General features: G+C 74.0%; 22 protein-coding genes. 11 read left to right on the top strand and 11 right to left on the bottom strand.

All coding sequences use genetic code 11. The annotated features are described in order from the left end of the window. Positions 1–95 precede the first annotated feature (95 nt). Genes ACGFZN_RS00995 through ACGFZN_RS01005 form a run of 3 tightly spaced genes read left to right on the top strand, consistent with a single transcriptional unit; the run spans position 96 to position 1,768 of the window. Entirely contained in the window at positions 96–818 is a 723-nt protein-coding gene (locus ACGFZN_RS00995; RefSeq protein WP_393856324.1) for a TetR/AcrR family transcriptional regulator, read from the top strand. Positions 819–860: 42 nt separating this feature from the next. Further along, positions 861–1,325, top strand: coding sequence for a pyridoxamine 5'-phosphate oxidase family protein (locus ACGFZN_RS01000; protein ID WP_393856325.1), 465 nt, complete (start codon positions 861–863; stop codon positions 1,323–1,325). A 50-nt stretch (positions 1,326–1,375) separates the two neighbouring features. Next, positions 1,376–1,768 carry a VOC family protein gene (locus tag ACGFZN_RS01005; RefSeq protein WP_393856326.1) on the top strand — a complete coding sequence of 131 codons (393 nt, stop codon included), beginning with the start codon at positions 1,376–1,378 and terminating at the stop codon, positions 1,766–1,768. 834 nt (positions 1,769–2,602) lie between these two features. Here ACGFZN_RS01005 and ACGFZN_RS01010 read toward each other — a convergent pair. Further along, positions 2,603–2,905 (bottom strand): DUF4235 domain-containing protein, encoded by a 303-nt coding sequence (locus ACGFZN_RS01010; RefSeq protein WP_393856327.1) that lies wholly within the window; start codon positions 2,903–2,905, stop codon positions 2,603–2,605. A 28-nt stretch (positions 2,906–2,933) separates the two neighbouring features. Then, entirely contained in the window at positions 2,934–3,950 is a 1,017-nt protein-coding gene (locus ACGFZN_RS01015) for a glutathione S-transferase family protein (protein WP_393856328.1), read from the bottom strand. Positions 3,951–4,050: 100 nt separating this feature from the next. Between ACGFZN_RS01015 and ACGFZN_RS01020 the strand changes: the two genes are divergently transcribed. Then, on the top strand, positions 4,051–5,121 hold the full coding sequence (locus ACGFZN_RS01020) for a cation diffusion facilitator family transporter (RefSeq protein ID WP_393856329.1): 1,071 nt from the start codon (positions 4,051–4,053) through the stop codon (positions 5,119–5,121). A gap of 78 nt (positions 5,122–5,199) precedes the next feature. Here ACGFZN_RS01020 and ACGFZN_RS01025 read toward each other — a convergent pair whose 3' ends face one another. Then, entirely contained in the window at positions 5,200–5,649 is a 450-nt protein-coding gene (locus tag ACGFZN_RS01025) for a nitroreductase family deazaflavin-dependent oxidoreductase (RefSeq protein ID WP_393856330.1), read from the bottom strand. 45 nt (positions 5,650–5,694) lie between these two features. After that, positions 5,695–5,976 (bottom strand): hypothetical protein, encoded by a 282-nt coding sequence (locus ACGFZN_RS01030; protein WP_393856331.1) that lies wholly within the window; start codon positions 5,974–5,976, stop codon positions 5,695–5,697. Here ACGFZN_RS01030 and ACGFZN_RS01035 point away from each other — a divergent pair. After that, positions 5,975–7,204: a cytochrome P450 gene (locus ACGFZN_RS01035; RefSeq protein ID WP_393856332.1), complete on the top strand. Its 1,230-nt coding sequence runs from the start codon at positions 5,975–5,977 to the stop codon at positions 7,202–7,204. The genes ACGFZN_RS01030 and ACGFZN_RS01035 overlap by 2 nt on opposite strands. A 13-nt stretch (positions 7,205–7,217) precedes the next feature. Beyond that, the gene (locus tag ACGFZN_RS01040; RefSeq protein ID WP_393856333.1) at positions 7,218–7,418 is read left to right on the top strand and encodes a ferredoxin; all 201 of its coding nucleotides are present in this window, start codon (positions 7,218–7,220) and stop codon (positions 7,416–7,418) included. Here ACGFZN_RS01040 and ACGFZN_RS01045 read toward each other — a convergent pair. Then, positions 7,393–7,977, bottom strand: coding sequence for a TetR/AcrR family transcriptional regulator (locus ACGFZN_RS01045; protein ID WP_393856657.1), 585 nt, complete (start codon positions 7,975–7,977; stop codon positions 7,393–7,395). The genes ACGFZN_RS01040 and ACGFZN_RS01045 overlap by 26 nt on opposite strands. A gap of 129 nt (positions 7,978–8,106) precedes the next feature. Here ACGFZN_RS01045 and ACGFZN_RS01050 point away from each other — a divergent pair, with 129 nt between their 5' ends. Together ACGFZN_RS01050 and ACGFZN_RS01055 are read left to right on the top strand one after the other, a co-directional pair. Continuing rightward, on the top strand, positions 8,107–8,565 hold the full coding sequence (locus tag ACGFZN_RS01050; RefSeq protein ID WP_393856334.1) for a nuclear transport factor 2 family protein: 459 nt from the start codon (positions 8,107–8,109) through the stop codon (positions 8,563–8,565). 9 nt (positions 8,566–8,574) lie between these two features. Continuing rightward, positions 8,575–9,099 (top strand): flavoprotein, encoded by a 525-nt coding sequence (locus ACGFZN_RS01055; RefSeq protein ID WP_393856335.1) that lies wholly within the window; start codon positions 8,575–8,577, stop codon positions 9,097–9,099. Here the strand turns inward: ACGFZN_RS01055 and ACGFZN_RS01060 are convergent. Then, entirely contained in the window at positions 9,096–9,959 is an 864-nt protein-coding gene (locus ACGFZN_RS01060; protein WP_393856336.1) for a hypothetical protein, read from the bottom strand. The two genes, ACGFZN_RS01055 and ACGFZN_RS01060, sit on opposite strands and share 4 nt — an antisense overlap. A gap of 144 nt (positions 9,960–10,103) precedes the next feature. Then, positions 10,104–10,967, bottom strand: a complete 864-nt coding sequence (locus ACGFZN_RS01065; protein ID WP_393856337.1) for an endo alpha-1,4 polygalactosaminidase — start codon at positions 10,965–10,967, stop codon at positions 10,104–10,106. A gap of 140 nt (positions 10,968–11,107) precedes the next feature. On the opposite strand from ACGFZN_RS01065, the gene ACGFZN_RS01070 reads away from it, so the two are divergent. After that, positions 11,108–12,076, top strand: coding sequence for an aldo/keto reductase (locus tag ACGFZN_RS01070; RefSeq protein ID WP_393856338.1), 969 nt, complete (start codon positions 11,108–11,110; stop codon positions 12,074–12,076). Positions 12,077–12,088: 12 nt separating this feature from the next. Here the strand turns inward: ACGFZN_RS01070 and ACGFZN_RS01075 are convergent, their stop codons facing one another. Continuing rightward, entirely contained in the window at positions 12,089–12,898 is an 810-nt protein-coding gene (locus tag ACGFZN_RS01075; RefSeq protein ID WP_393856339.1) for a phytanoyl-CoA dioxygenase family protein, read from the bottom strand. 66 nt (positions 12,899–12,964) lie between these two features. Here ACGFZN_RS01075 and ACGFZN_RS01080 point away from each other — a divergent pair, with 66 nt between their 5' ends. Continuing rightward, the gene (locus ACGFZN_RS01080; protein ID WP_393856340.1) at positions 12,965–13,867 is read left to right on the top strand and encodes a helix-turn-helix domain-containing protein; all 903 of its coding nucleotides are present in this window, start codon (positions 12,965–12,967) and stop codon (positions 13,865–13,867) included. A gap of 236 nt (positions 13,868–14,103) precedes the next feature. Then, positions 14,104–16,539 carry a ricin-type beta-trefoil lectin domain protein gene (locus tag ACGFZN_RS01085; RefSeq protein WP_393856341.1) on the top strand — a complete coding sequence of 812 codons (2,436 nt, stop codon included), beginning with the start codon at positions 14,104–14,106 and terminating at the stop codon, positions 16,537–16,539. A gap of 1 nt (position 16,540) precedes the next feature. On the opposite strand, the gene ACGFZN_RS01090 is transcribed toward ACGFZN_RS01085, so the two are convergent. From ACGFZN_RS01090 to ACGFZN_RS01100, 3 genes are all read right to left on the bottom strand, one after another. Beyond that, positions 16,541–17,032, bottom strand: coding sequence for a universal stress protein (locus ACGFZN_RS01090; protein ID WP_393856342.1), 492 nt, complete (start codon positions 17,030–17,032; stop codon positions 16,541–16,543). A gap of 33 nt (positions 17,033–17,065) precedes the next feature. Further along, positions 17,066–18,319: an SLC13 family permease gene (locus ACGFZN_RS01095; protein ID WP_393856658.1), complete on the bottom strand. Its 1,254-nt coding sequence runs from the start codon at positions 18,317–18,319 to the stop codon at positions 17,066–17,068. 63 nt (positions 18,320–18,382) lie between these two features. Then, positions 18,383–19,621 carry a hypothetical protein gene (locus ACGFZN_RS01100; RefSeq protein ID WP_393856343.1) on the bottom strand — a complete coding sequence of 413 codons (1,239 nt, stop codon included), beginning with the start codon at positions 19,619–19,621 and terminating at the stop codon, positions 18,383–18,385. Positions 19,622–19,806 lie beyond the last annotated feature (185 nt).

Below are 19,806 nucleotides of genomic sequence, written 5' to 3' on the forward strand. Positions count from 1 at the left end.
CCCCGGACGGCCCCGGTGACCGGACATGAAACTGCCGGGGCACTTAACAGGTCAACGGTGTTGTCATAAGGTGCGGGCACACCCAGGGAGGCCCCATGACCGACCGTGTCGTCCCGCCCGCAGCCCGGCAGCGCCGCCGGCCCACCAAACAGGGTGTGGTCCTGTCCGAGGGGCTGATCGTGGAGACCGCCCTCCGGCTGATCGAGGAGCACGGCGCCGACGCGCTCTCCGTGCGCCGCCTCGGCCGGGCCCTCGGCGCCGATCCCAGCTCCCTCTACCGGTACTTCCGGCACACCGACGACCTGATGCTCGCCATCGCCGACGAACTCATCGGCCGCACCCTGCGCACCTGGCGGCCGACCGGCGACTGGGCGGCCGACCTGCGCGACCTGGGCCTGCGCATGCACGCCGGCGCGCTCGCACACCCCAGGGCCGCGATGCTCAGCGCCCACCGCGTCACCGGGCGCGCCCACGAGATCCAGGCGGTGGAGAGCATCCTCGGCGTGCTGCGCCGGGCCGGGTTCCCGGACCCCGAGGCGGTGCGGATCTACCACGCGTTCGTCGACCAGGCCCTCGCCTTCGGCGCCCTCGACTCCGCGGGCACCGCCCTGCCGAAGGCCGCCCGCGAGGCCGAGGCCCAGGTCTGGCGCAGCACGTACGGGCGGCTGCCCGCGGACACGCACCCGCACATCGCGGCGACCGCGCCCCACCTCGTCGCCGCCATGCGCTCCAGCTCCTACCCGGCCGCCCTGGACCTGCTCCTGACGGCGGCCCGGACACGCCTCGACCGCATCCGTACGGGCGGTGGTGCCGGGTGACGGCCACACTGGACGTCCCCGGACCACAGGAGGCCGTACGCCATGACCCCACCGCCCGCCCGCACCCCCGCAGAGCGCAAGAAGGACACCCTGCACCGGCTGGAGAACGACGTCGACGTCTGGGTCGCCACCGCCGGACCCGACGGCGCTACCCCCTATCTGGTGCCCCTGTCCTTCGTGTGGGACGGCGCCACCCTGCTGATCGCCACACCGGCCGACAGCCCCACCGGCCGCAACCTGCTGGCCACGGGGCGGGTCCGGCTGGGCCTCGGCCCGACGCGCGACGTCGTGATGATCGAGGGCACCGTCCAGTCGGTGACCCCGGAGGACCTTCCCGAGGAGGACGCCGAGGTCTTCGCCGGCAAGACCGGCTTCGACCCCCGCCGGCTCTCCGCCCGCTACCTGTACTTCAGGATCCTCCCGCAGCGCGTCCAGGCCTGGCGCGAGGAGAACGAGCTCCGGGGCCGGGAGTTGATGCGCGACGGACGGTGGCTGCCGGCCGAGTGAACCCGGCCGCCCGGGATATCCGCAGAAGGAGGACATTCCCGGGAGGACACATGACACTGGTGAACCGCGGCGTGGTCGTGCTGGACTGCGCCGAGCCGGAGAAACTCGCCGAGTTCTACCGGCAGTTGCTGGAGGGCGAGCAGTCGCACGCCTCCGCGAACCTGGTGGAGGTCCGGGGCGCCGACGGCATCCGGATGGCCTTCCGCCGCGATGTTAACGCCACCCCGCCGAGCTGGCCCCGCCCGGAGAACTCCCTCCAGGTCCATCTCGACTTCCTGGTCGAGGACCTGGACGAGGCCGAGCGGCGGGTGGTGGAGCTGGGGGGCCGGCCGCTCGACACGAAGGACGCGCCGGGGCCGTACGAGGAACGCGGCTACGCCGACCCCGCGGGCCACTCGTTCACCCTGCGCCTGCTGCCGGCCATGGCCCCGAAACAGGGCTGACCAGCACGCGCGAGCCGGCCCGCTGGGCCCCGGCCGCCTTCCCCGGCCCGGGCGACACCGAGAGCGGGCGGGCGCCGGGGCCCCGGCCACCCCGCGAGGAGGTTCGCCGGGGCCTGGTGACACCGAGAGCGCGCGGGCGCCGCCCGTCAGGACGCCCCGCCGCCAGAACGCAACGGCAGCCCAGCGCAGGCCTGCCCCGGCGCAGCCAGAGCCCGGCGGGGGTCCGTCATCACGCACCCGCCGCCCGGGGTGGTCCGCCTGGGCGCATCCGCCGCCCGGCGCGGGTGCGTCACCGCGCATGCGGAGCCCGGCGCAGTCCGCCTCGGCGTATCCGCCGCCCGGCGCGGGTGCGCCACGGCGCATGCGGAGCCCGGCGCAGTCCGCCACAGCGTATCCGCCGCCCGGGGTAGTCCGTCATGGTGCATCCGTAACCGGGGGTGGTCCGTCTCGGCGTATCCGGAGCCTGGCGTGGTCCGCCACGGTGCATCCGTAACCGGGGGTGGTCCGTCTCGGCGTATCCGGAGCCTGGCGCCGTCCGTCTCGGCGTATTCCGAGCCCGGCGTGGTCCGTCATAGCGCATCCGCAGCCGGCCGCAGGCCTGTCTACGACGTATGCGCGGCGCGGCGCGGCGCGCCACGGCGCAGCCGCAGCCCGGCCCGGTCGGCACCCTGCGGCGCACCCGTAGCCCGGCGCGGCGCGGCACCCCGCGACGCACCCGCAGCCCGGCGCGGTTGGGACCTGCGGCGCACCCGCAGCCCGGCGCGGTCCGCGCGCCGCGGTGCCGCGCCCGGCCCGTCCGAAGCAGGCCCCGGCGTCCTTGTCGGCCGGCGGCCGTCAGTCCTTGTCGTCCTTGTCGGCCACCGGCCACTGGCCGGTGGACCGGGCGATCGCCTTCGCGCCAGTGCGGTTCACCGCGCTCTGCACCACGGCGAAGATCGCCCCCTGTACCGCCGCGGCCAGCAGGATCTCCCCCCACCCCCGGTCCGGGTCGAGCGCGTCCGGCGCCTCCTCCTCGTGTCGGAGCGTCATCCACGCCTTGCGGAAGGCCATACCGGCCAGCGCGCCGCTCGCCCAGCTGAGCACGAAACCGATCGGCTGGTAGACGAACGGAAGCTTCTTCTTCTTTGCCTTGCCCATATGTGACTCCTTCCTCGCCGGACTTCCCTCATGCGGCCCGCCCCTCGGGGGCCACCCGTTCGCCCGGGGGCACCGGTCCCGGCGGCGTGCCGTCCCCGAACGGCCGTCCGCCCAGCTCTTCGCGGTGGTGCGGGCTGAGCCAGCCGGCCAGGTCGGGGCCGAGCGGCACGATGCCGGTGGGGTTGATGCCACTGTGCACCTGGTAGTAGTGCCGCTTGATGTGGTCGAAGTCGACCGTGTCGCCGAACCCCGGGGTCTGGAACAGATCCCGGGCGTACGCCCACAGCACCGGGTGCTCCGCCAGCTTCCAGCGGTTGCACTTGAAGTGGCCGTGGTAGACGGCGTCGAACCGGACCAGCGTCGTGAACAGCCGGATGTCCGCTTCCGTGAGGGTGTCGCCGACCAGATACCGCTGTCCCGCCAGCCGGTCGGCGAGCAGTTCCAGCCGCCGGAAGACGCCCGCGCACGCCTCCTCGTACTCCTTCTGCTGCGTGGCGAACCCGGCCCGGTACACCCCGTTGTTCACATCCTCGTACACCTCGGCCATCACCTGGTCGATCTCGTCGCGCCGGTGGGCCGGATACAGGTCGGGCGCGCCGGGGCGGTGCAGGGCCGCCCACTCGGTGGCCAGGTCGAGCGTCAGCTGCTGGTAGTCGTTGGTGACCAGCCGTCCGCTGGGCACGTCCACCACCGCGGGCACGCTGACCCCGCCCGGGTAGCCGGTCTCGCGCCGGTCGTACGCCTCGCTCAGGAACCGGATGCCGAGCACCGGGTCCCGGCCGTCCGGGTCCAGGGTGAACCGCCAGCTGCGGTCGTCCTGGATCGGGTCGGCGACGGCCATCGGCAGCGCGTCCTCAAGGCCCAGCAGACGGCGGGAGATCACCGCCCGGCTCGCCCACGGACAGGCGCGCGAGACCACCAGCCGGTAACGGCCCGCCTCCACCGGCCAGCCGTCCCGTCCGTCGGCGGTGATCCGGTCCGTGAAGTGACTCCTGGACCGGCTGAACTTCTTGTGCCCGTATGCCCGGTTTCCGTCGCCGCCCATGTCTCCTCCTCGCCGCCCGGCGCCCCTTCTGGCCAACACGTTCCCCGTTTTCCGCGGCCCGCACGGTGTGATCCGCCCGTCGGCGGGCAGTCGGCGTGGGGTGAGCGGGACATCCTCTGAACGCGAGCAGGCCACACGTACGGCCGCCGATGCGGGCCCGGACGGAGCGCCCCACGCGGCGGACCGCGGCGGACCCGGCGGCGGCAGGCCCGGCGGGGGCGCCGGGGGCGACCGGCACACCCGGGTCACCGTCCTAGTGGCGCTCGCCGCCAACCTGGTGATCGCCGTGGCCAAGGCGGCCGGCGGCGTCCTCGCGGGCTCGCCGGCCCTGCTGTCGGAGGCCGCGCACTCCGTCGCCGACAGCCTCAACGAGGTGTTCCTGCTGGCAGCGCTGCGCCGCAGCCGCCGCCCCGCGGACCGGCGGCACCCCTTCGGCTACGGCAAGGAACGCTTCTTCTGGTCCCTGCTCGCCGCCGTCGGCATCTTCGTCATGGGCGGCTGCTTCTCCTTCTTCCAGGGCGTCCAGGCGCTGCGCGAGGGCACCGAGGAGAAGTTCTCCGGCTATGTGGCGGGCCTGATCGTGCTGGGCGTGGCCCTGGTCGCCGAGGGCGTCTCGCTGCTGCGGGCCCTGCACCAGGTGCGCCGGCAGGGCGGCGGCCTCGGCGCGCTGAGCGACCCGGCGCTGCGCACGGTGGTCGCCGAGGACGGCACGGCGGTGCTGGGCGTCACGCTCGCGCTCGCCGGGATGGGACTGCACATGGCGACGGGGCAGGTCGTCTGGGAGGCGTCGGCCTCCCTGGCGATCGGCGTCCTGCTGGTGTACGTCGCCTACCGGCTGGGCCGTGACGCCCGTGACCAGCTCATCGGGGAGGCCGTCGATCCGGAGCTGAGCGGCCGGATCCGGGCGCGGCTCGAGGCGCAGCCGGAGATCGACAGCGTGGAGGCGCTGTTCACGATGAAGCTGGGCCTGGACTCCACCCTGGTGGCCGCCCGCATCGATTTGGTGCCGGGGCTGGAGAGCGAGCGGCTCGAGCGGGTCTCCGTACGCATCAAGCGGTCCTTGGCCCGGACGTTCCCCGAGGCCGACCAGATCTTCCTGGACGTGACCGACCGGCCGGCCGGCGAGGCACGCGAAAGCCCCGCCGCGACGGGGGAGCGCGGCGGGGCCTGACGCACGGGTGCCCGCCCCGGGGACGGTTCACACCTGTCCGGCGCGGATGTCTCCGCGTCCGGCCGCATCCGGGGCGCGTCAGCTCTCGTCGACGGGCTCCAGCACGAAGACCGGGATCTCCCGCGAGGTCTTCTTCTGGTAGTCGGCGTAGGGCGGGTACGCGGCGACCGCCCGCTCCCACCACACGGCCTTCTCCTCGCCGGTGACCTCACGGGCCCTCATGTCCCGCTTGACCGGCCCGTCCTGCAGCTCGACGTGCGGATCGGACGTGATGTTGTAGTACCACACGGGGTGCTTGGGCGCGCCGCCCTGCGAGGCGACCAGGGCGTACCGGCCCTCGTGCTCGACCCGCATCAGCGGCGTCTTGCGGATCTTCCCGCTCTTCGCGCCCCGGGACGTCAGCACGACGACCGGCAGCCCGGTGTCCATGAGCGTCGTGCCCTTCGTCCCGCCGGAGCTCTCGTACAGCTCGACCTGCTCGCGCACCCACTGGGTCGGGCTGGGCTCGTACTCGCCCTCAAGAGGCATGGATCCGTACCCTTCGTCGGTCCAACGGCTGTCTGCCATCCGCATTCAACATCGGCGGCCCTGCGGATCATCCGCGCCGCCCGGATCCGCATAGCCCGTTTCGCCCTGCATGTCACTGTGTGCGGCGGTATGGTCGTACGGCGGAGGGCGCGGGCCGCCCTGCCCGGCGGGTGCGTGGTGCGCCCCGGCCGGAATCCGATCCTCTGGACGCTCGCCTTCGGCCAGATCCCCCGGGTCACCGAACTGGCCGAACTTGACGTCGACCCATAGGTGCCCGAGGCATCTAATGAAGATCGGCACGACTCCTTCGTCTGCGAGGTCTTCCATGACGGAACTGACGGACCCCACCGGCCCGGCGACCCCGGCCGCCGCCGTCGCCTTCCCGCAGGACCGCACCTGCCCCTACCACCCGCCCACCGGCTACGAGCCGCTGCGCGACGGGCGCCCCCTGTCCCGCGTCACCCTGTACGACGGCCGCGAGGTCTGGGCGGTCACCTCCTACGACACCGCCCGCGCCCTGCTCGCCGACCCCCGGCTGTCCACCGACCGCCGCCACCCGGACTTCCCCATCCCCGCCGAGCGGTTCGCCGGCATCCGCGACCGCCGGGTGGCGCTGCTGGGGATGGACGACCCCGAACACCACCGGCAGCGGCGGATGCTGGTCCCGTCGTTCACCGTCAAGCGCGCGGTCGCGCTGCGACCGTGGATCCAGCGGACCGTGGACGACCTGCTCGACGCGATGATCGCGCAGGGACCGCCCGCCGAGCTGGTCTCCGCCTTCGCGCTGCCCGTGCCCTCCACGGTGATCTGCGGCCTGCTCGGAGTGCCCTACGCCGACCACGAGTTCTTCGAGGAGCAGTCCCGCAGGCTGCTGCGCGGTCCCCGGGCGGCCGACTCCATGGCCGCCCGCGCCCGCCTGGAGGAGTACCTCGGCGGGCTGATCGACGACAAGGCGAAGCAGCCGGGGCCCGGCGACGGCATCCTCGACGACCTCGTCCACCAGCAGCTCCGCGACGGCGAGCTGGACCGCGCGGAAGCCGTGTCGCTCGCCCTCATCCTGCTGGTCGCCGGCCACGAGACGACCGCCAACATGATCTCCCTCGGCACCTTCACCCTGCTCCGGCACCCCGACCGGCTGGCCGAGCTGCGCGCCGACCCGGACCTGCTGCCCGCCGCCGTCGAGGAGCTGATGCGGATGCTGTCCATCGCCGAGGGGATGCAGCGGGTGGCGCTGGAGGACATCGAGATCGCCGGCATCACCATCCGGGCCGGCGAGGGCGTGCTCTTCTCCACCTCGGTGATCAACCGCGATCCGGCCCGCTACGACGACCCCGACACCCTGGACTTCCACCGGCCCTCCCGCCAGCACGTGGCCTTCGGCTTCGGGATCCACCAGTGCCTGGGCCAGAACCTGGCCCGCGCGGAGCTGGAGATCGCGCTCGGCAGCCTGCTGACCCGGCTGCCGGGGCTGCGCCTGGCCGTCCCGGCCGAGGACATCCCCTTCAAGCGCGGCGACACGATCCAGGGGATGCTGGAACTCCCCGTGACCTGGTAAGAGGCTGACGCTCATGCACATCGACATCGACAAGGACGTCTGTATCGGCGCCGGTCAGTGCGCCCTCGCGGCGCCGGGCGTCTTCACCCAGGACGACGACGGCTACAGCACCCTGCTGCCCGGACGGGAGGACGGCGCGGGCGACCCGATGGTCCGGGAGGCGGCCCGCGCCTGCCCGGTCGGCGCGATCAAGCTGTCGGAGACGACCGGCTGACCTCCCGGCCGGCGGCCGCCACCAGCGTCCGTGCCGCCTCGCGGGCCTCGGCCGCCGGCCGGGTGCTCCCGGTGACGCCGGCGCTCACCATCGCCCCCTCGGCGAGCAGGAAGAGGGGGCCGGCCAGCGCCGCCGGCAGCCCGGCCTCCTCCACCAGCGCGGCGAGGCCGTCCCGGAACGCCTCCTTGTGGGCCCGCACCTGGGCGGCGACCAGCGGCGAGAGGGCGCCCAGTTCGCCGTGCGCGTTGATCCAGGCGCAGCCGCGGAACCCCGCCTCGCCGAACCACTCCTCCAGCCAGTCGAACACGGCCGGGATCCGCTCGCGCGGGTCCCGGCGTCTGGCCACGTACGCGGCCAGACGCCCGCGCCAGCGTTCGTCCCGCCGCGCCAGCCAGGCCGCGACCAGCTGCTCCTTGGCGGGGAAGAGCTGGTAGAGGCGTTTGAGCGAGACCCTCGACGCGGCGCGCAGCTCGTCCATGCCCACGCTCTGCACGCCCCGGGCGTAGAACAGCTCCTCGGCGGCGTCGAGCACCCGCTCCCGGGCGGCCGCGCTGTCCATCGGCGACACCATCACTCCTCGCTCGGCTCCTGGACGCGTCTCCTTGACCGGAGAACGCTCGTTCTCCTACGGTAGCGAGCCTTCGGAGAACGCGCGTTCTCCGGTGCTGTCCGAGCCCAGGAGGAGACCATGGCCGACCGTCCGCCGCTGCCGCCGTTCACCCGCGAGACCGCCGCGCAGAAGGTCCAGGCCGCCGAGGACGCGTGGAACACCCGCGACCCGCACAAGGTGGCGCTCGCCTACTCCGAGGACTCCGTCTGGCGCAACCGGGACACCTTCCTCACCGGCCGCGCCGAGATCGTCGCGTTCCTCACCGCCAAGTGGCAGCGGGAGCTGGACTACGCGCTGCGCAAGGACCTGTGGGCGTTCGACGGCGACCGCATCGCCGTCCGCTTCCAGTACGAGTCCCGTGACGCCGACGGCCAGTGGTGGCGCTCCTACGGCAACGAACTGTGGGAGTTCGACGAGCACGGCCTGATGACCCGGCGGGAGGCCAGCATCAACGACGTACGCATCCAGGAGGGCGAACGCCGGATCCACGGTCCGCGCCCCGGGACCGAGCGCGGGCTGTCCTTCCCGCTTCAGTAGGGTTCCCGGATGACCGAACAGGCCGGAAAACCCTTCCTCTACGTCGTCGTCTGCGCCGCCGGGACCGCCTCGGGCGTCAGCAAGCTGATCACTGCCGCCCAGGAACGGGACTGGGAGGTCGGCGTCATCGCCACCCCCGTCGCCATGGGCGGCTTCTTCGACGGGGAGGCGGTGGCGGCGCAGACGGGCCGCCCGGTCCGCTCGGCCTGGCGCACCCCGGCCGACCCGCGCCCCTTCCCGCCGCCGGACGCGGTCGTGGTGGCACCCGCCACCTTCAACACCGTCAACAAGTGGGCGGCCGGCATCGCCGACACCCTCGCGCTCGGCACTCTGTGCGAGGCCGTGGGCCTCGGCATACCGGTGGCCGTGCTGCCCTGCGTCGCCGACGCGCTGGCCGCCCACCCCGCCTACCGGGACGGCGTGGCACGGCTGCGCGGGATGGGCGTCCGCTTCGGCGAGCGGTACACCGGCGAGGCCGGAGCGGACGGCGTACGGCCCGACCTCGGCTGGGAGCGGGCGCTGGATCTGCTCTAGCGGCAGGTCAGCGTCGGCCCCGCCAGCATGTTGCCGGTGAACATGTCCTGGCCCTTGGGGACCCAGTAGCCGAGCTTCGAGACCACCGTGGAGCACGTGGACCCGACGGTGAAGCGGACCGTCAGCTTCTCCGGGTGGCCGGGCTGCAGCTCGGTCACCGTGCAGTCCAGGGAGTGCGCCAGCCGGGTCTTCGACGGGTACCGGCCCACCAGCGGGTTGACGCAGCGCTTGTCGGCGGTGCTGATGCGCAGGCCCGTGCCCTCCTGGCCGATCATCCCCAGCCGCGCGTTGCCGTCGCCCTCGTCGAGGTCCCGGCGGATCGTGTAGGTGACGGTGGTCGTGGCGTTGCGGCGCAGCACGCTCCGGTCCACGGTGACGGAGTGCGTCGCCCTCGCCTTGGGCGCGGTCAGCGACACGGTGGCCCGCACCGTGCCCTTCAGGTCGACGCCCGCGGGCGTCGACCGCACGCGCACGGTGGCACTGATGTCGTAGGCGCCGGGCCCGGGGTACAGCCCCGAGCCGGGCAGCGTGCCCGTGCCGAGCGTCCTGCCGGAGCGGACGGCCTTCCAGGTGCCCTCGGTGCGGCAGGCGTAGCGGACCCGGACGCCGGCGATCCGGCAGGTGGCCGGGGCGGTCACGTTGAACCTCGGGACGCCGGTGTCCGCGCACAGGCTGACCTCGGCCCGCTCCCCGTGCGTACCGTGCAGCGTCCCGGCGACCGAGCAGAGGGTCGCCGGGCTCTCGGGCGCCGGTGCGGCGGTGACGGCGGTCCGGCCGGCGGACTGGGCGCAGGCGGGTGTGACCAGGGCCAGCGGCAGCAGCGCCGCTCCGGCCAGGGTTCTGACAGTGGTGGAACGCATCGGCACCGTGCTACCTCCGGGGCGGCCGGGACCGGCCGGATGCCGGTCGCCTGCCGCCGAGGATGAGCCGACCGTACGACGATCGTCCGGCTCCCACGCCGCACGGTCACCTGGGGGCAGCAACGCGTCCGCCCGAGCGCGACCTCAGCGGACCTCGCGGACGTATCCCTTGCTCCCGGGAGTGGACACCGCCCTGTCCCGCCGCACGATGCTCAGCCGGTCACCCCAGTGGGCGGCCGCCGAGCGCAGACCGGACGCGGTGTACTCGACGTCCAGGACCCGGTCGTCGAACGCCTTCGCGTACACCCCGCACTCGTCGTACTGCCCGCACTCCTCGGTCACCGCGAAGTCCAGCCCGGCCCGGCGGCGGGCACCGGCCAGCCCGGCGGTGTTCTTCTGCGCCACCGCCAGATGCCGGGCGTGCGCATGGCGGGACAGCAGGGCCATGAAGGCGGTGGCGTCGGCGGCGGTGAGCAGGTGGCGGGAGCGGGTGTAGCTGTCGTAGTTGTCCGGTTCGACGGCGTCGAAGCCCTTCGCGGCGCAGCCGTCGATCCACCGGTTCACCCGCTCGGCCGCGCGTTCCCGCTTGGCCGGGGTGCGCAGGTCGAGCAGGGCCTCGTTCCAGTCCCGGTCGATCACGGCCCGGCCGCGCGTGTCGCGCAGGAGCAGGCCGGCCGGCCAGGAGGCGCGCTCTTCGGGCTGGGCCTGGAAGGCGTTGACGTAGCAGATGTTGTACAGGCCCGGCGCGGGGGAGTCGGAGCGGTCGCGGCTGACGATCCGCACGCCGGCGGGCGGGGGATAGGCGCCGCCGATCTGGTAGTCGAACCCGGCGTGGCGCGGAGGCAGCCGCACCGCGGCGGGCCGTGGGGACCGCGCCTCGGGGGCCGAACCGCCGCTCGTGCCGGAGCCGCAGCCGGCCAGCGCCGACACGGTGACGGTCAGGGCCACGGCCAGGGCGCCCGCCGGCCTCCGGGAGCCCGCGGCGCGCAGCACACCCGTGCGGGGCACGTCCGCTCCCTCCTGCGCACGCCGGGCGGCGCTGCGCGTGGCAGGATCACATCCCCCGCGCGCCGGGATCGTCAAGTCGGCGGCCGGACCACGCCGTAGGCTCGGGGGTGACCACCCTCCCGACCGCAGGAGCGGCAACGATGCAGTACGTGAAGCTCGGTTCGACGGGCCTGGACGTCTCGCGGATCTGTCTGGGCTGCATGACCTACGGCCTGCCCGACCGCGGGGTCCACGAGTGGACGCTCGACGAGGAGGCGTCCCGCCCGCTCATCCGGCAGGCGCTGGAGGCGGGCATCACCTTCTTCGACACCGCGAACGTCTACTCCGACGGCACCAGCGAGGAGATCGTCGGCAAGGCGCTGCGCGACTTCGCCGACCGCGACGAGATCGTGCTGGCCACCAAGGTGAACGGCCGGATGCGGCCGGGCCCCAACGGGGCGGGGCTGTCCCGCAAGGCGATCATGACCGAGATCGACCACAGCCTGCGCCGCCTCGGCACCGACTACGTCGACCTCTACCAGATCCACCGCTTCGACCCGCACACCCCGGTCGAGGAGACGATGGAGGCCCTGCACGACGTCGTCAGGGCCGGCAAGGTCCGCTATCTCGGGGCGAGTTCGATGTACGCCTGGGAGTTCGCCAAGCTGCAGCACACCGCCGAGCGGCACGGCTGGACGAAGTTCGTGTCCATGCAGAACCACTACAACCTGCTCTACCGCGAGGAGGAGCGGGAGATGCTGCCGCTCTGCGCCGACCAGGGCGTCGGCGTGCTCCCGTGGAGCCCGCTCGCCCGGGGCCGGCTCACCCGCGACTGGGGCACGGTCACCGAACGCAGTGCCAACGACAACTTCGGCAGCCGCCTCTACCTGGACAGCGACCGCTCCATCGTCGAGGCCGTCACCCGGATCGCGAACGAGCGGGGCGTGCCCCGCGCCCAGGTGGCCCTCGCCTGGCTGCTGCACCAGGACACGGTGGTGGCCCCGATCGTCGGCGCCGCCAAGCCCCACCACATCGAGGACGCGGTGGCGGCCGTGGAACTGGAGCTGACCGACAAGGAGATCGAGGAACTGCAGCAGCCCTACACCCCGCGCGCCATCAGCGGGCACTGAGGCCGCGACGGCTCAGTGCGGCCCGTCGGGGCGGAACTCCGTGCCGCACGGACCCGCCCCCTCGCTCTCCGGCAGCGCCACCCGCTCCCCGGACATGGTCAGCGTCCGGTAGTACGCCCCGATCCGCTCGGCCGACCGGCCGACGTAGTGCCCGATGAAGGACCGCCGGAACCGGTCCGCCGTGCGGTTGGAGCCGGAGCCGTGCACCAGGCTGCCGTTGAAGAACAGCACGTCACCCGGCGCCAGATCCACCGGCACCGGCGTCAGCCCGGGTGGGGGCGGCACGTACTCGCGGGCGAACGACAGCTCCTCGTCGGCGAGTTCGGGACAGAACAGGTCCATCCGGTGCGTGCCCGGCACCACCTCGAGGCCGCCGTTGTCCCGGTCGATCGGCTCGCACGCCACCCACGCCGCCACACACGTCCCCGGCTCGACCCGCAGATAGAAGTTGTCCTGGTGCAGCGCCTGCCCCCGCGCGCCCGGCGGCTTGAAGTAGAACATGCTCTGCGCGGCCAGCACCTCCTCCCCGAACAGCGTCTCCAGCACCGCCCGCAGCCGGGCGTCCAGCAGGAACCGCCGTGCCACCGGGTTGAATTCGTGCGGCTGCATCACCCGGGGGTACCGGCGCAGCGGATCGGGGTCCGCCGGGCGCGGCTCGAAGCGGGCGGGCACCGGGCCGGCCGCGTGCAGCGCGGCGAACGCGGCGCACAGCCGCTCGGTCTCCGCCCGGCCGAACAGCCCGCGTACGACGGTGAATCCGTCCTGGTCGAACTGCCGGCGGAGCGCCTCGGGCAGGATGGCGCCGAAGTCCGTGGCCGTCATGGATCCGCTCCCTGGGGTCGGATGGTCACTCGTCCGCCACGCTAGGACCGCGCGCCCGACGGGAGGATGCCCGTGCATGCTGAGAACCTGCCCCAGGCTGCCGCGGCCGACCCGTCCCCGTCCCCACCGCCGGGACTGGTGGTCACCGGCCGCTACGACCAGCGGCCCGGCTACGGCGTGAACCGGCCCCGCGGCTCGGCCAGTTGGCTGTTCACCTTCACCCTGGGCGGCGGCGGCCTGCTCCGGCAGGGCGCCGCCCGCACCCGCGCCGGTGCCGGGGACCTCGTGGTGCTCGCCCCGGGCACCGGCCACCGCTACGCCGTCGCCCCCGAAGCCGAGAGCTGGCGGTTCTGGTGGACGCACTGCCAGGCGCGCCCGGCCTGGACGCACTGGCTCGCCCCGTACGCCGTGTCCGACGGCCTGTACGCCGTCACGTCCGTGCCCGGCGCCCTGCACGGCCGGATCGAGGCGGCGTTCGCGCGGATGCTCGCCGACGCCCGCGGGCCGGCCGGAGACCTGCCGCCCGACCCGGACCCGGTGGCCGTGGCGCACGGCAGTCTGGCCCGGGAACTGGCCCTGTGCGCACTGGAGGAGGTCGTCCTGCTCGCCGCCGGCGGCGCCCGGACGCCGGCGCCCGCAGCGGACGCCGACGCCCGGGTGCGCCGTGCCGAGGAGCTGATCGCCGCCGACCCGGGCGCGCCGCACACCGTGCGCTCGCTCGCCGAGGGCGTCGCGCTGTCCCCGTCCCGCTTCGCCCACCTGTTCACGCTGCGCACCGGGCGGTCCCCGATGCGGGCGTTGCGGGAGGCCCGGCTGCGGCACGCCGCGCGGCTGCTGGAGGTCACCGACCTGACGGTGGAACGGGTCGCGGCGGCCTGCGGATTCGGCAGTCCTTTCCACTTCAGCCGGGTTTTCCGGGAACGGTACGGAGTGCCGCCCGGCGCCTACCGGGCGGGCGCCCGGCGGTAAGGAGGAGAAAAGGATTCTCCTGAATTCGCGTCAATAAGGAAGTCCGCCGTACGCAAGCGCGGATAATCGAGAGATCTCTTGTTCCGGCCTGTGCGCCTGTGCAAAAGTGTGGGCCGCTCCCGTGCACCCCCCACGCTTCACAAGAGCCGCCTCAGGTGGACGTTCGGGCAGCCCCACCGCCTTCTCATACCGCTTGGTATGGACTAATTCCGTATCAGGTCTGGAGGAATGCAGCCGTGCATGAGGCAGGCCCGTCCGACGAACAGCTGAGCGCCGAACTGAAGAAGTGGAGCAGAGGGGCACCCGCACTCCATCCGATCGGTGAACTCCTCGACCGGCACTGGGAAGCGGCCTTCGCCTACGCGCGGTTGTGCACGGACGGGACGCGCGCCGCCGGCATGCTCACCACCGCCGCCTTCACCCGGCTCTTCGGCGCCTCGCTGCGGCAGTCCGGGCCCACGGCCGCCTGGCGGCCCCAGATCCTGGTGGCCGTCCGCCGGATCGCCGCCGAGTGGGAGTCCGACGGCCGTCAGGAACTCCTGCACCCGGCGCTGCGGTCCGGCGCCGGCGGTGGGCGCGCCGCCGCCATGCTGCTGCCGCCGCCCGGCCGCCGGCTGCTGTCCCGCGCGTTCCAGCGGGTGCCCCAGGCCTCGCGCACCATGCTGTGGCACACGGAGGTCGAGGGCGAGCCGATCGCCGTACCGGCAGCCCTGCTCGGCCTGGACCCGGAGGACGCCGGGATCGAGCTGCGCCGGGCCCGGGAACGGCTGCGCGAGGAGTGCCTCCAGGCCCACCGCGAACTCGCCCCCGACGACGAGTGCCGGCGCTATCAGCGCATGCTCGACGTGACGTTCCGGCGCGGCGGCGCCGACGTCGACCCGGACCTGCGCGAGCACCTGGGCCGCTGCGGCCACTGCGGCCGGACCGCCGACCAACTCGCCGCGTTCACCACGGGTTTGGGCCTCGCCCTCGCCGAGGCGGTCCTCGGCTGGGGCGCCCAGGCCTACGTCGAGGCCCGCGCCCACCGCACCGGGGAACCGGCGCACGCCGTCGCACCTCCGCCCGGCGAGGCCTTCACGGACCCGCCGCACTCCGGCGGTTCCGCCGGGGCCGGGCACCGAGGCGTCACCCCGACGGCCGGGGACGGCCCTGCCGAGCGCCCACGCGGGCGCCGAGGCGCAGGCCCGACCCGCCGACGGCGCTCCGCTGCCCCCACGCGAGTCAGCGATTCCCAGTCGCCGCCTGCGGGCGATCCCCCCACGCCGCCGACCGAGCCCGGCCCCACCGCACCGGGCCACCGACGCCGTTCCGCTGGGTTCGGGGGCCGCGAGCATGCCGGGGAGGTGTCGGGCGGGGGTGCTTCCGGTGAGCCCGGGCGTCGGGGTGGGGCTGCGGGGCCCGCGCGCCTTGGCGGTGCCGCTGGGTTCGGAGGCCGGGAGCCTTCCGGCGAGCTGTCGGGTGGAGGTGTCTCCGGCGGGTTCGGACGTGGGGGTGGCTTCGCCGGGCCCGGGCGTCTTGGCGGTTCTTCCGGCGTGTTCGGGGGCCGGGATGCCGGGGAGGTGTCGGGCGGGGGCGATACCGGTGAGACCCGGCGTGGGGGCGGGGCCGCGGGATTCATGCGTCGGGGTGGCTCCGCCGACACCGCGGGTCGGGGTTCGTCGGCCGTGCCCGCCTGGCGTCCTGCCGCTGCCGGAGCGCTGGGCCGTACCGGTGCCGCCGAGCACGCCGGCCGCCGTCGGGCCGGGGATGCGGTGGCCTCCGGGCGGTCGGCGTTGCGGGCCGCGCGGGCGCGGCGGGCTCGGCGGCGGAACGTGGCGCTGGCCGTCGTCACCGTGAGCGGGCTGGTCGCGCTGCCGTTGGTGCTGTGGTCGGTGCTCGGGTCCGGTGACGGGGCGGGCCCGGCCGGCGGCGGGGCGGCTTCCCCCGCGCCGGGGAAGGGCGCCGGGAGTCCGTCCTGGGCCGGGTCGAACCCGGCGGGGCAGGGCGTCCTGCACGGCCGGCTGCGCAACATCGGCTCCGGCCTCTGCGTCGGCATCGTCGGGAAGAAGGCCGTCAAGGGCGCCGAGACCGAACTCGCCGCCTGCTCCGTGGCCCCGGACCAGCAGTGGACGTACGACACCGACGGGCTGCTGCGCAGCTCCGCCGCCCCGCAGCTGTGCCTCGACTCGCACCTCGCCTATTCGGTCCGCCTCGCCCCCTGTTCGGCCGGCGGCGAGGCCGCCAGGAACATCCGGTACGACTTCACCCTTCAGGGCGCCCTGATACCCCGCTGGAACCAGGACCTCGCCCTCACCCCGGCCGCCACCGACGGCTCCGGCGCCCTGGTGGTCAAGGACCGCGCCCCCGGCGCCGTCCAGCGCTGGTCCGTCGAGACCGCCAAGACCGACCTGCAGATGCAGAACGTCGACTGGGACGGCGACAGCACTCCGTCGCCGGCCGGCACCTCCCGGCGGCCGGCTCCCGCCCCCACGGCCTCCCGCACCACCTCACCGTCGGCCCCGAAGCCCACGGCGACCGGGCCCGGCCCCTCCGCGACGCCCACGGCCACGTCCGGCCCGTGCTCCGCGCCCACGTCCTTCTGCGGCTGGGGCGGCGGCGGATACGGAGACGGCGGAGGATACGGAGGATACGGAGACGGCGGCGGCTACGGCGGCGGACGCCACCGGCGCTGACTCAGCGGCGGTGCGGCGGTGGCGGCGGGATCGTGCCCAGCGCCGGAGCCGGCTCCGGCCACACCAGCAGCACCGGGCAGGGCGCGTGGTCGACGGCGAACCGGGCCGCCGGGCCGAGGCTCTTCGGCCCGAGCCGGGACCGGTCGCCGTCCCGGGCCAGCACCAGCAGGTCGGCGCCCTCCGCGGCGGCCACCACCTCCCGTTCGACCCGGCCGGAGCGCTCCTCACGGGCGCAGGGCCGGCCCAGCCGCCGGGCCGCCGCGTCCAGCAGTTCGGCCGCCGAGGCCCCGCCGAGCGCCTCGAGCAGGCCGCCCGGATCCCGCTCCGGGTGGCCCCGGCCGAGCAGCCCGGCGTACGCGCCGTGCGCGACCCCCGGCACCTCGGGCGCGCTGACGTGCAGCAGCACCACCTCGGCGGTGTCCGGCGCATGGCGGCGCACCGCGTCCACACAGGCGGGCCAGGTGCCCTCGACGAGCCAGGCGATCACACGCATTCCGGTCGGCCTCCCCAGACGTCGGACACCCGGTCAGAAAACCCGGAGCGACCCCCACAGTGCCACCACCGCGACGGCCAGACAGGACGGCACGGCGAGCAGACCGAGCCGGGTGAACTCCCCGAGGTCCACGTCGTGCTCGTGCTGGTGCACGATCCGCCGCCACAGCAGCGTGGCCAGCGACCCTGCGTAGGTCAGATTGGGGCCGATGTTCACGCCGAGCAGCACGGCCAGCACCGCCCCCGGCCCGGCCGGCGCGGCCAGCGGCAGCAGCACCAGCACCGCGGGCAGGTTGTTGATGAGGTTCGCCAGGACGGCGGCCAGCGCGGCGAGGCCCAGCAGGGCGGGCAGTGACGTGCCGCCGGGCACCACATGCCCGAGCACGTCGGCGAGCCCGTTGTCGACGACCGCCCGCACCACCACGCCCAGCGCCAGCACGAACGCGAGGAACGACGGGGCCGCGGCCCGCACCACGGTCAGCGGGGTCGCCCTGCGCCGCACCAGCGCCCGCCCCGCGAGCACCAGCGCGCCCGCCGCCGCGACCCAGGCCGGCTCCACACCGAACGCCGACGCCACCACGAACCCGGCCAGCGTGCAGCCGACGGTCACCAGGGCGAACAGCGGCAGCCCCGGCCCCGCGCCGGCATCCCGGGCCGCCGGCGCCGCCGCCGCGAGGTCACGGGCGAAGAACCGCCGGAACACCGCGTACTCGGCGCCGATCGCCACCAGCCACGGCAGCGCCATCAGCGCCGCGAACCGGGTGAAGCTCAGCCCGCTCGCCGCGAACGCCAGCAGGTTCGTCAGATTGGACACCGGCAGCAGCAGGGACGCCGTGTTCGACAGATGCGTGCAGGCGTAGACATGCGGTTTGGGCCGTACGCCGGTGCGCGCGGCGGTGGCGAAGACCACCGGGGTGAGCAGCACGATCGTGGCGTCCAGGCTGAGCACGGCGGTGATGACGGAGGCCAGCGCGAACACCGCCGTCAGCAGCCGCACCGGACGGCCCCGCGCCCACCGCGCCATCCACGCCCCGCACGCCTGGAACAGCCCCTCCACGTCGCAGAAGTGGGCGAGCACCAGCACCGCCGCCAGAAATCCGACGACCGGCCCGAGCCGCTCCGCCTCGGCCCGCGCGTGGTCGAGCGAGATCGCCCCGGTGGCCACCGCGACACCGGCGGCGGGCACGGCCATGACCGCCTCCGGCCACCCGAAGGGCCGTACCACGGCCCAGGCGAGGACGGCGACGAGCAGGACGGCGGACAGGGCCTCGGCGAGCGGGGTGTTCAGGGCGGATCCTTCCGGAACGGATCAATGGGTGCCCGCCCATGAAAACAGACGATGTTGAACGCGCTACGACGCCTTGCTGCCGGCCGCGCCCAGGAACTCCGCCCAGCCCCCGGCCGGGGCCTGCCCCGGCACCAGCGTGCGCAGCTTGCGCAGCACCGCCTGGTCCTGGGCCTGAAGCCACCGCACGAGCTGCTTGAACGACACGAACCGCACGTCGTCGCCGTACGCGGCCATCTTCCCGATGGCCTCCTCGACGGCGTCCATGTAGATGCCGCCGTTCCAGCGCTCGAAGTGGTTGCCGATGAAGAAGGGGGCGCGGTTGGTCGTGTACGCCCGCTCGAAACCGGCGACGTAGGCGTCGCGGGCCTGGGTGCGCCAGGCGTCGTACTGGGCGCGGTCGCCGTTCGGGTTGCCGCCCGACTGGTTGAACATCATGTTGTAGTCCATCGACAGCACCTGGAAGCCGTGCCCGGGGAACGGTATCGACTGCAGCGGGAAGTCCCAGATCTTCCCGCCCTGCACCTTGCCCGGCCAGATCTGCAGGCCGCCGGGGGAGCTGGCGTCGTACGTCCAGCCGAGCGCGGCGGCGGTGGGCAGCAGGTTGGCCTGGCCCTCCAGGCAGGGGGTGCGACCGCCCGTCAGCTCCTTGCGGTAGTCGAAGGGGAGCGGCTCGAGGTCGGTGAAACCGGTGTTGGTCTTCCAGTGGGTCACGAAGTCGACGGCCTGGTCGATCTCGCTGCGCCACTCGGCCGGGGACCAGTTGCGCACGCCGGTCGCGCCGCAGAAGTGGCCGTTGAAGTGGGTGCCGATCTCGTGGCCCTCCAGCCAGGCCGCGCGGACCTGCTGGAGGGTGGCGTGGATGTGCCGGTCGGCGAGGTAGCCGATCGCGGAGGCGCCGACCGGGTGCTGCGGCGGGCGGTACAGGTGCTTCTTGGACTCGGGCAGCGTGTAGATGCCGCTGAGGAAGAACGTCATCTTGGCGCCGTGGTCGGCGGCCACCTTGCGGAACCGGGAGAACAGCTGGTTGCTCAGCTCGCCGGCGCCGTCCCAGGAGAACACCACGAACTGCGGGGGCTTCTGCCCCGGCTTCAGCCGCTCGGGCTCCGGCTGGTGCGGCTGGGGCCCGGTGTCGGCCGTGGAGCCGTCGCCGATCGGCTTGGCCGGCCGGGCCTGGGCGGTGCCCTTGCCGCCCGCCGGGCCGCCCACCGAGAGGCCGGTGCCGGAGGAGCACGCGGCCAGCGTGCCCAGGGCGCCCGCCGCCGCGCCCGCCGTCAGCACCCGCCTGCGCGATATCCCGCTCATCTTCTCCCCGATTTCCTTGGATCACGACCCCCGCGGGGCCGCCTCGCCGATCTGGTCGACGGGTTCGATGACGGATGCCGGGGGAAAGATCGCGGGCTACGGCGCCTGTTGCCGTCCTGTGACAGTTGTGGCGCGAACATGACGAACCCCGCTGCCCGGGGAGGGCGGCAGCGGGGTTCCCGGTG

The organism is Streptomyces sp. NPDC048192 (assembly GCF_043202415.1).
Lineage (GTDB): Bacteria > Actinomycetota > Actinomycetes > Streptomycetales > Streptomycetaceae > Streptomyces.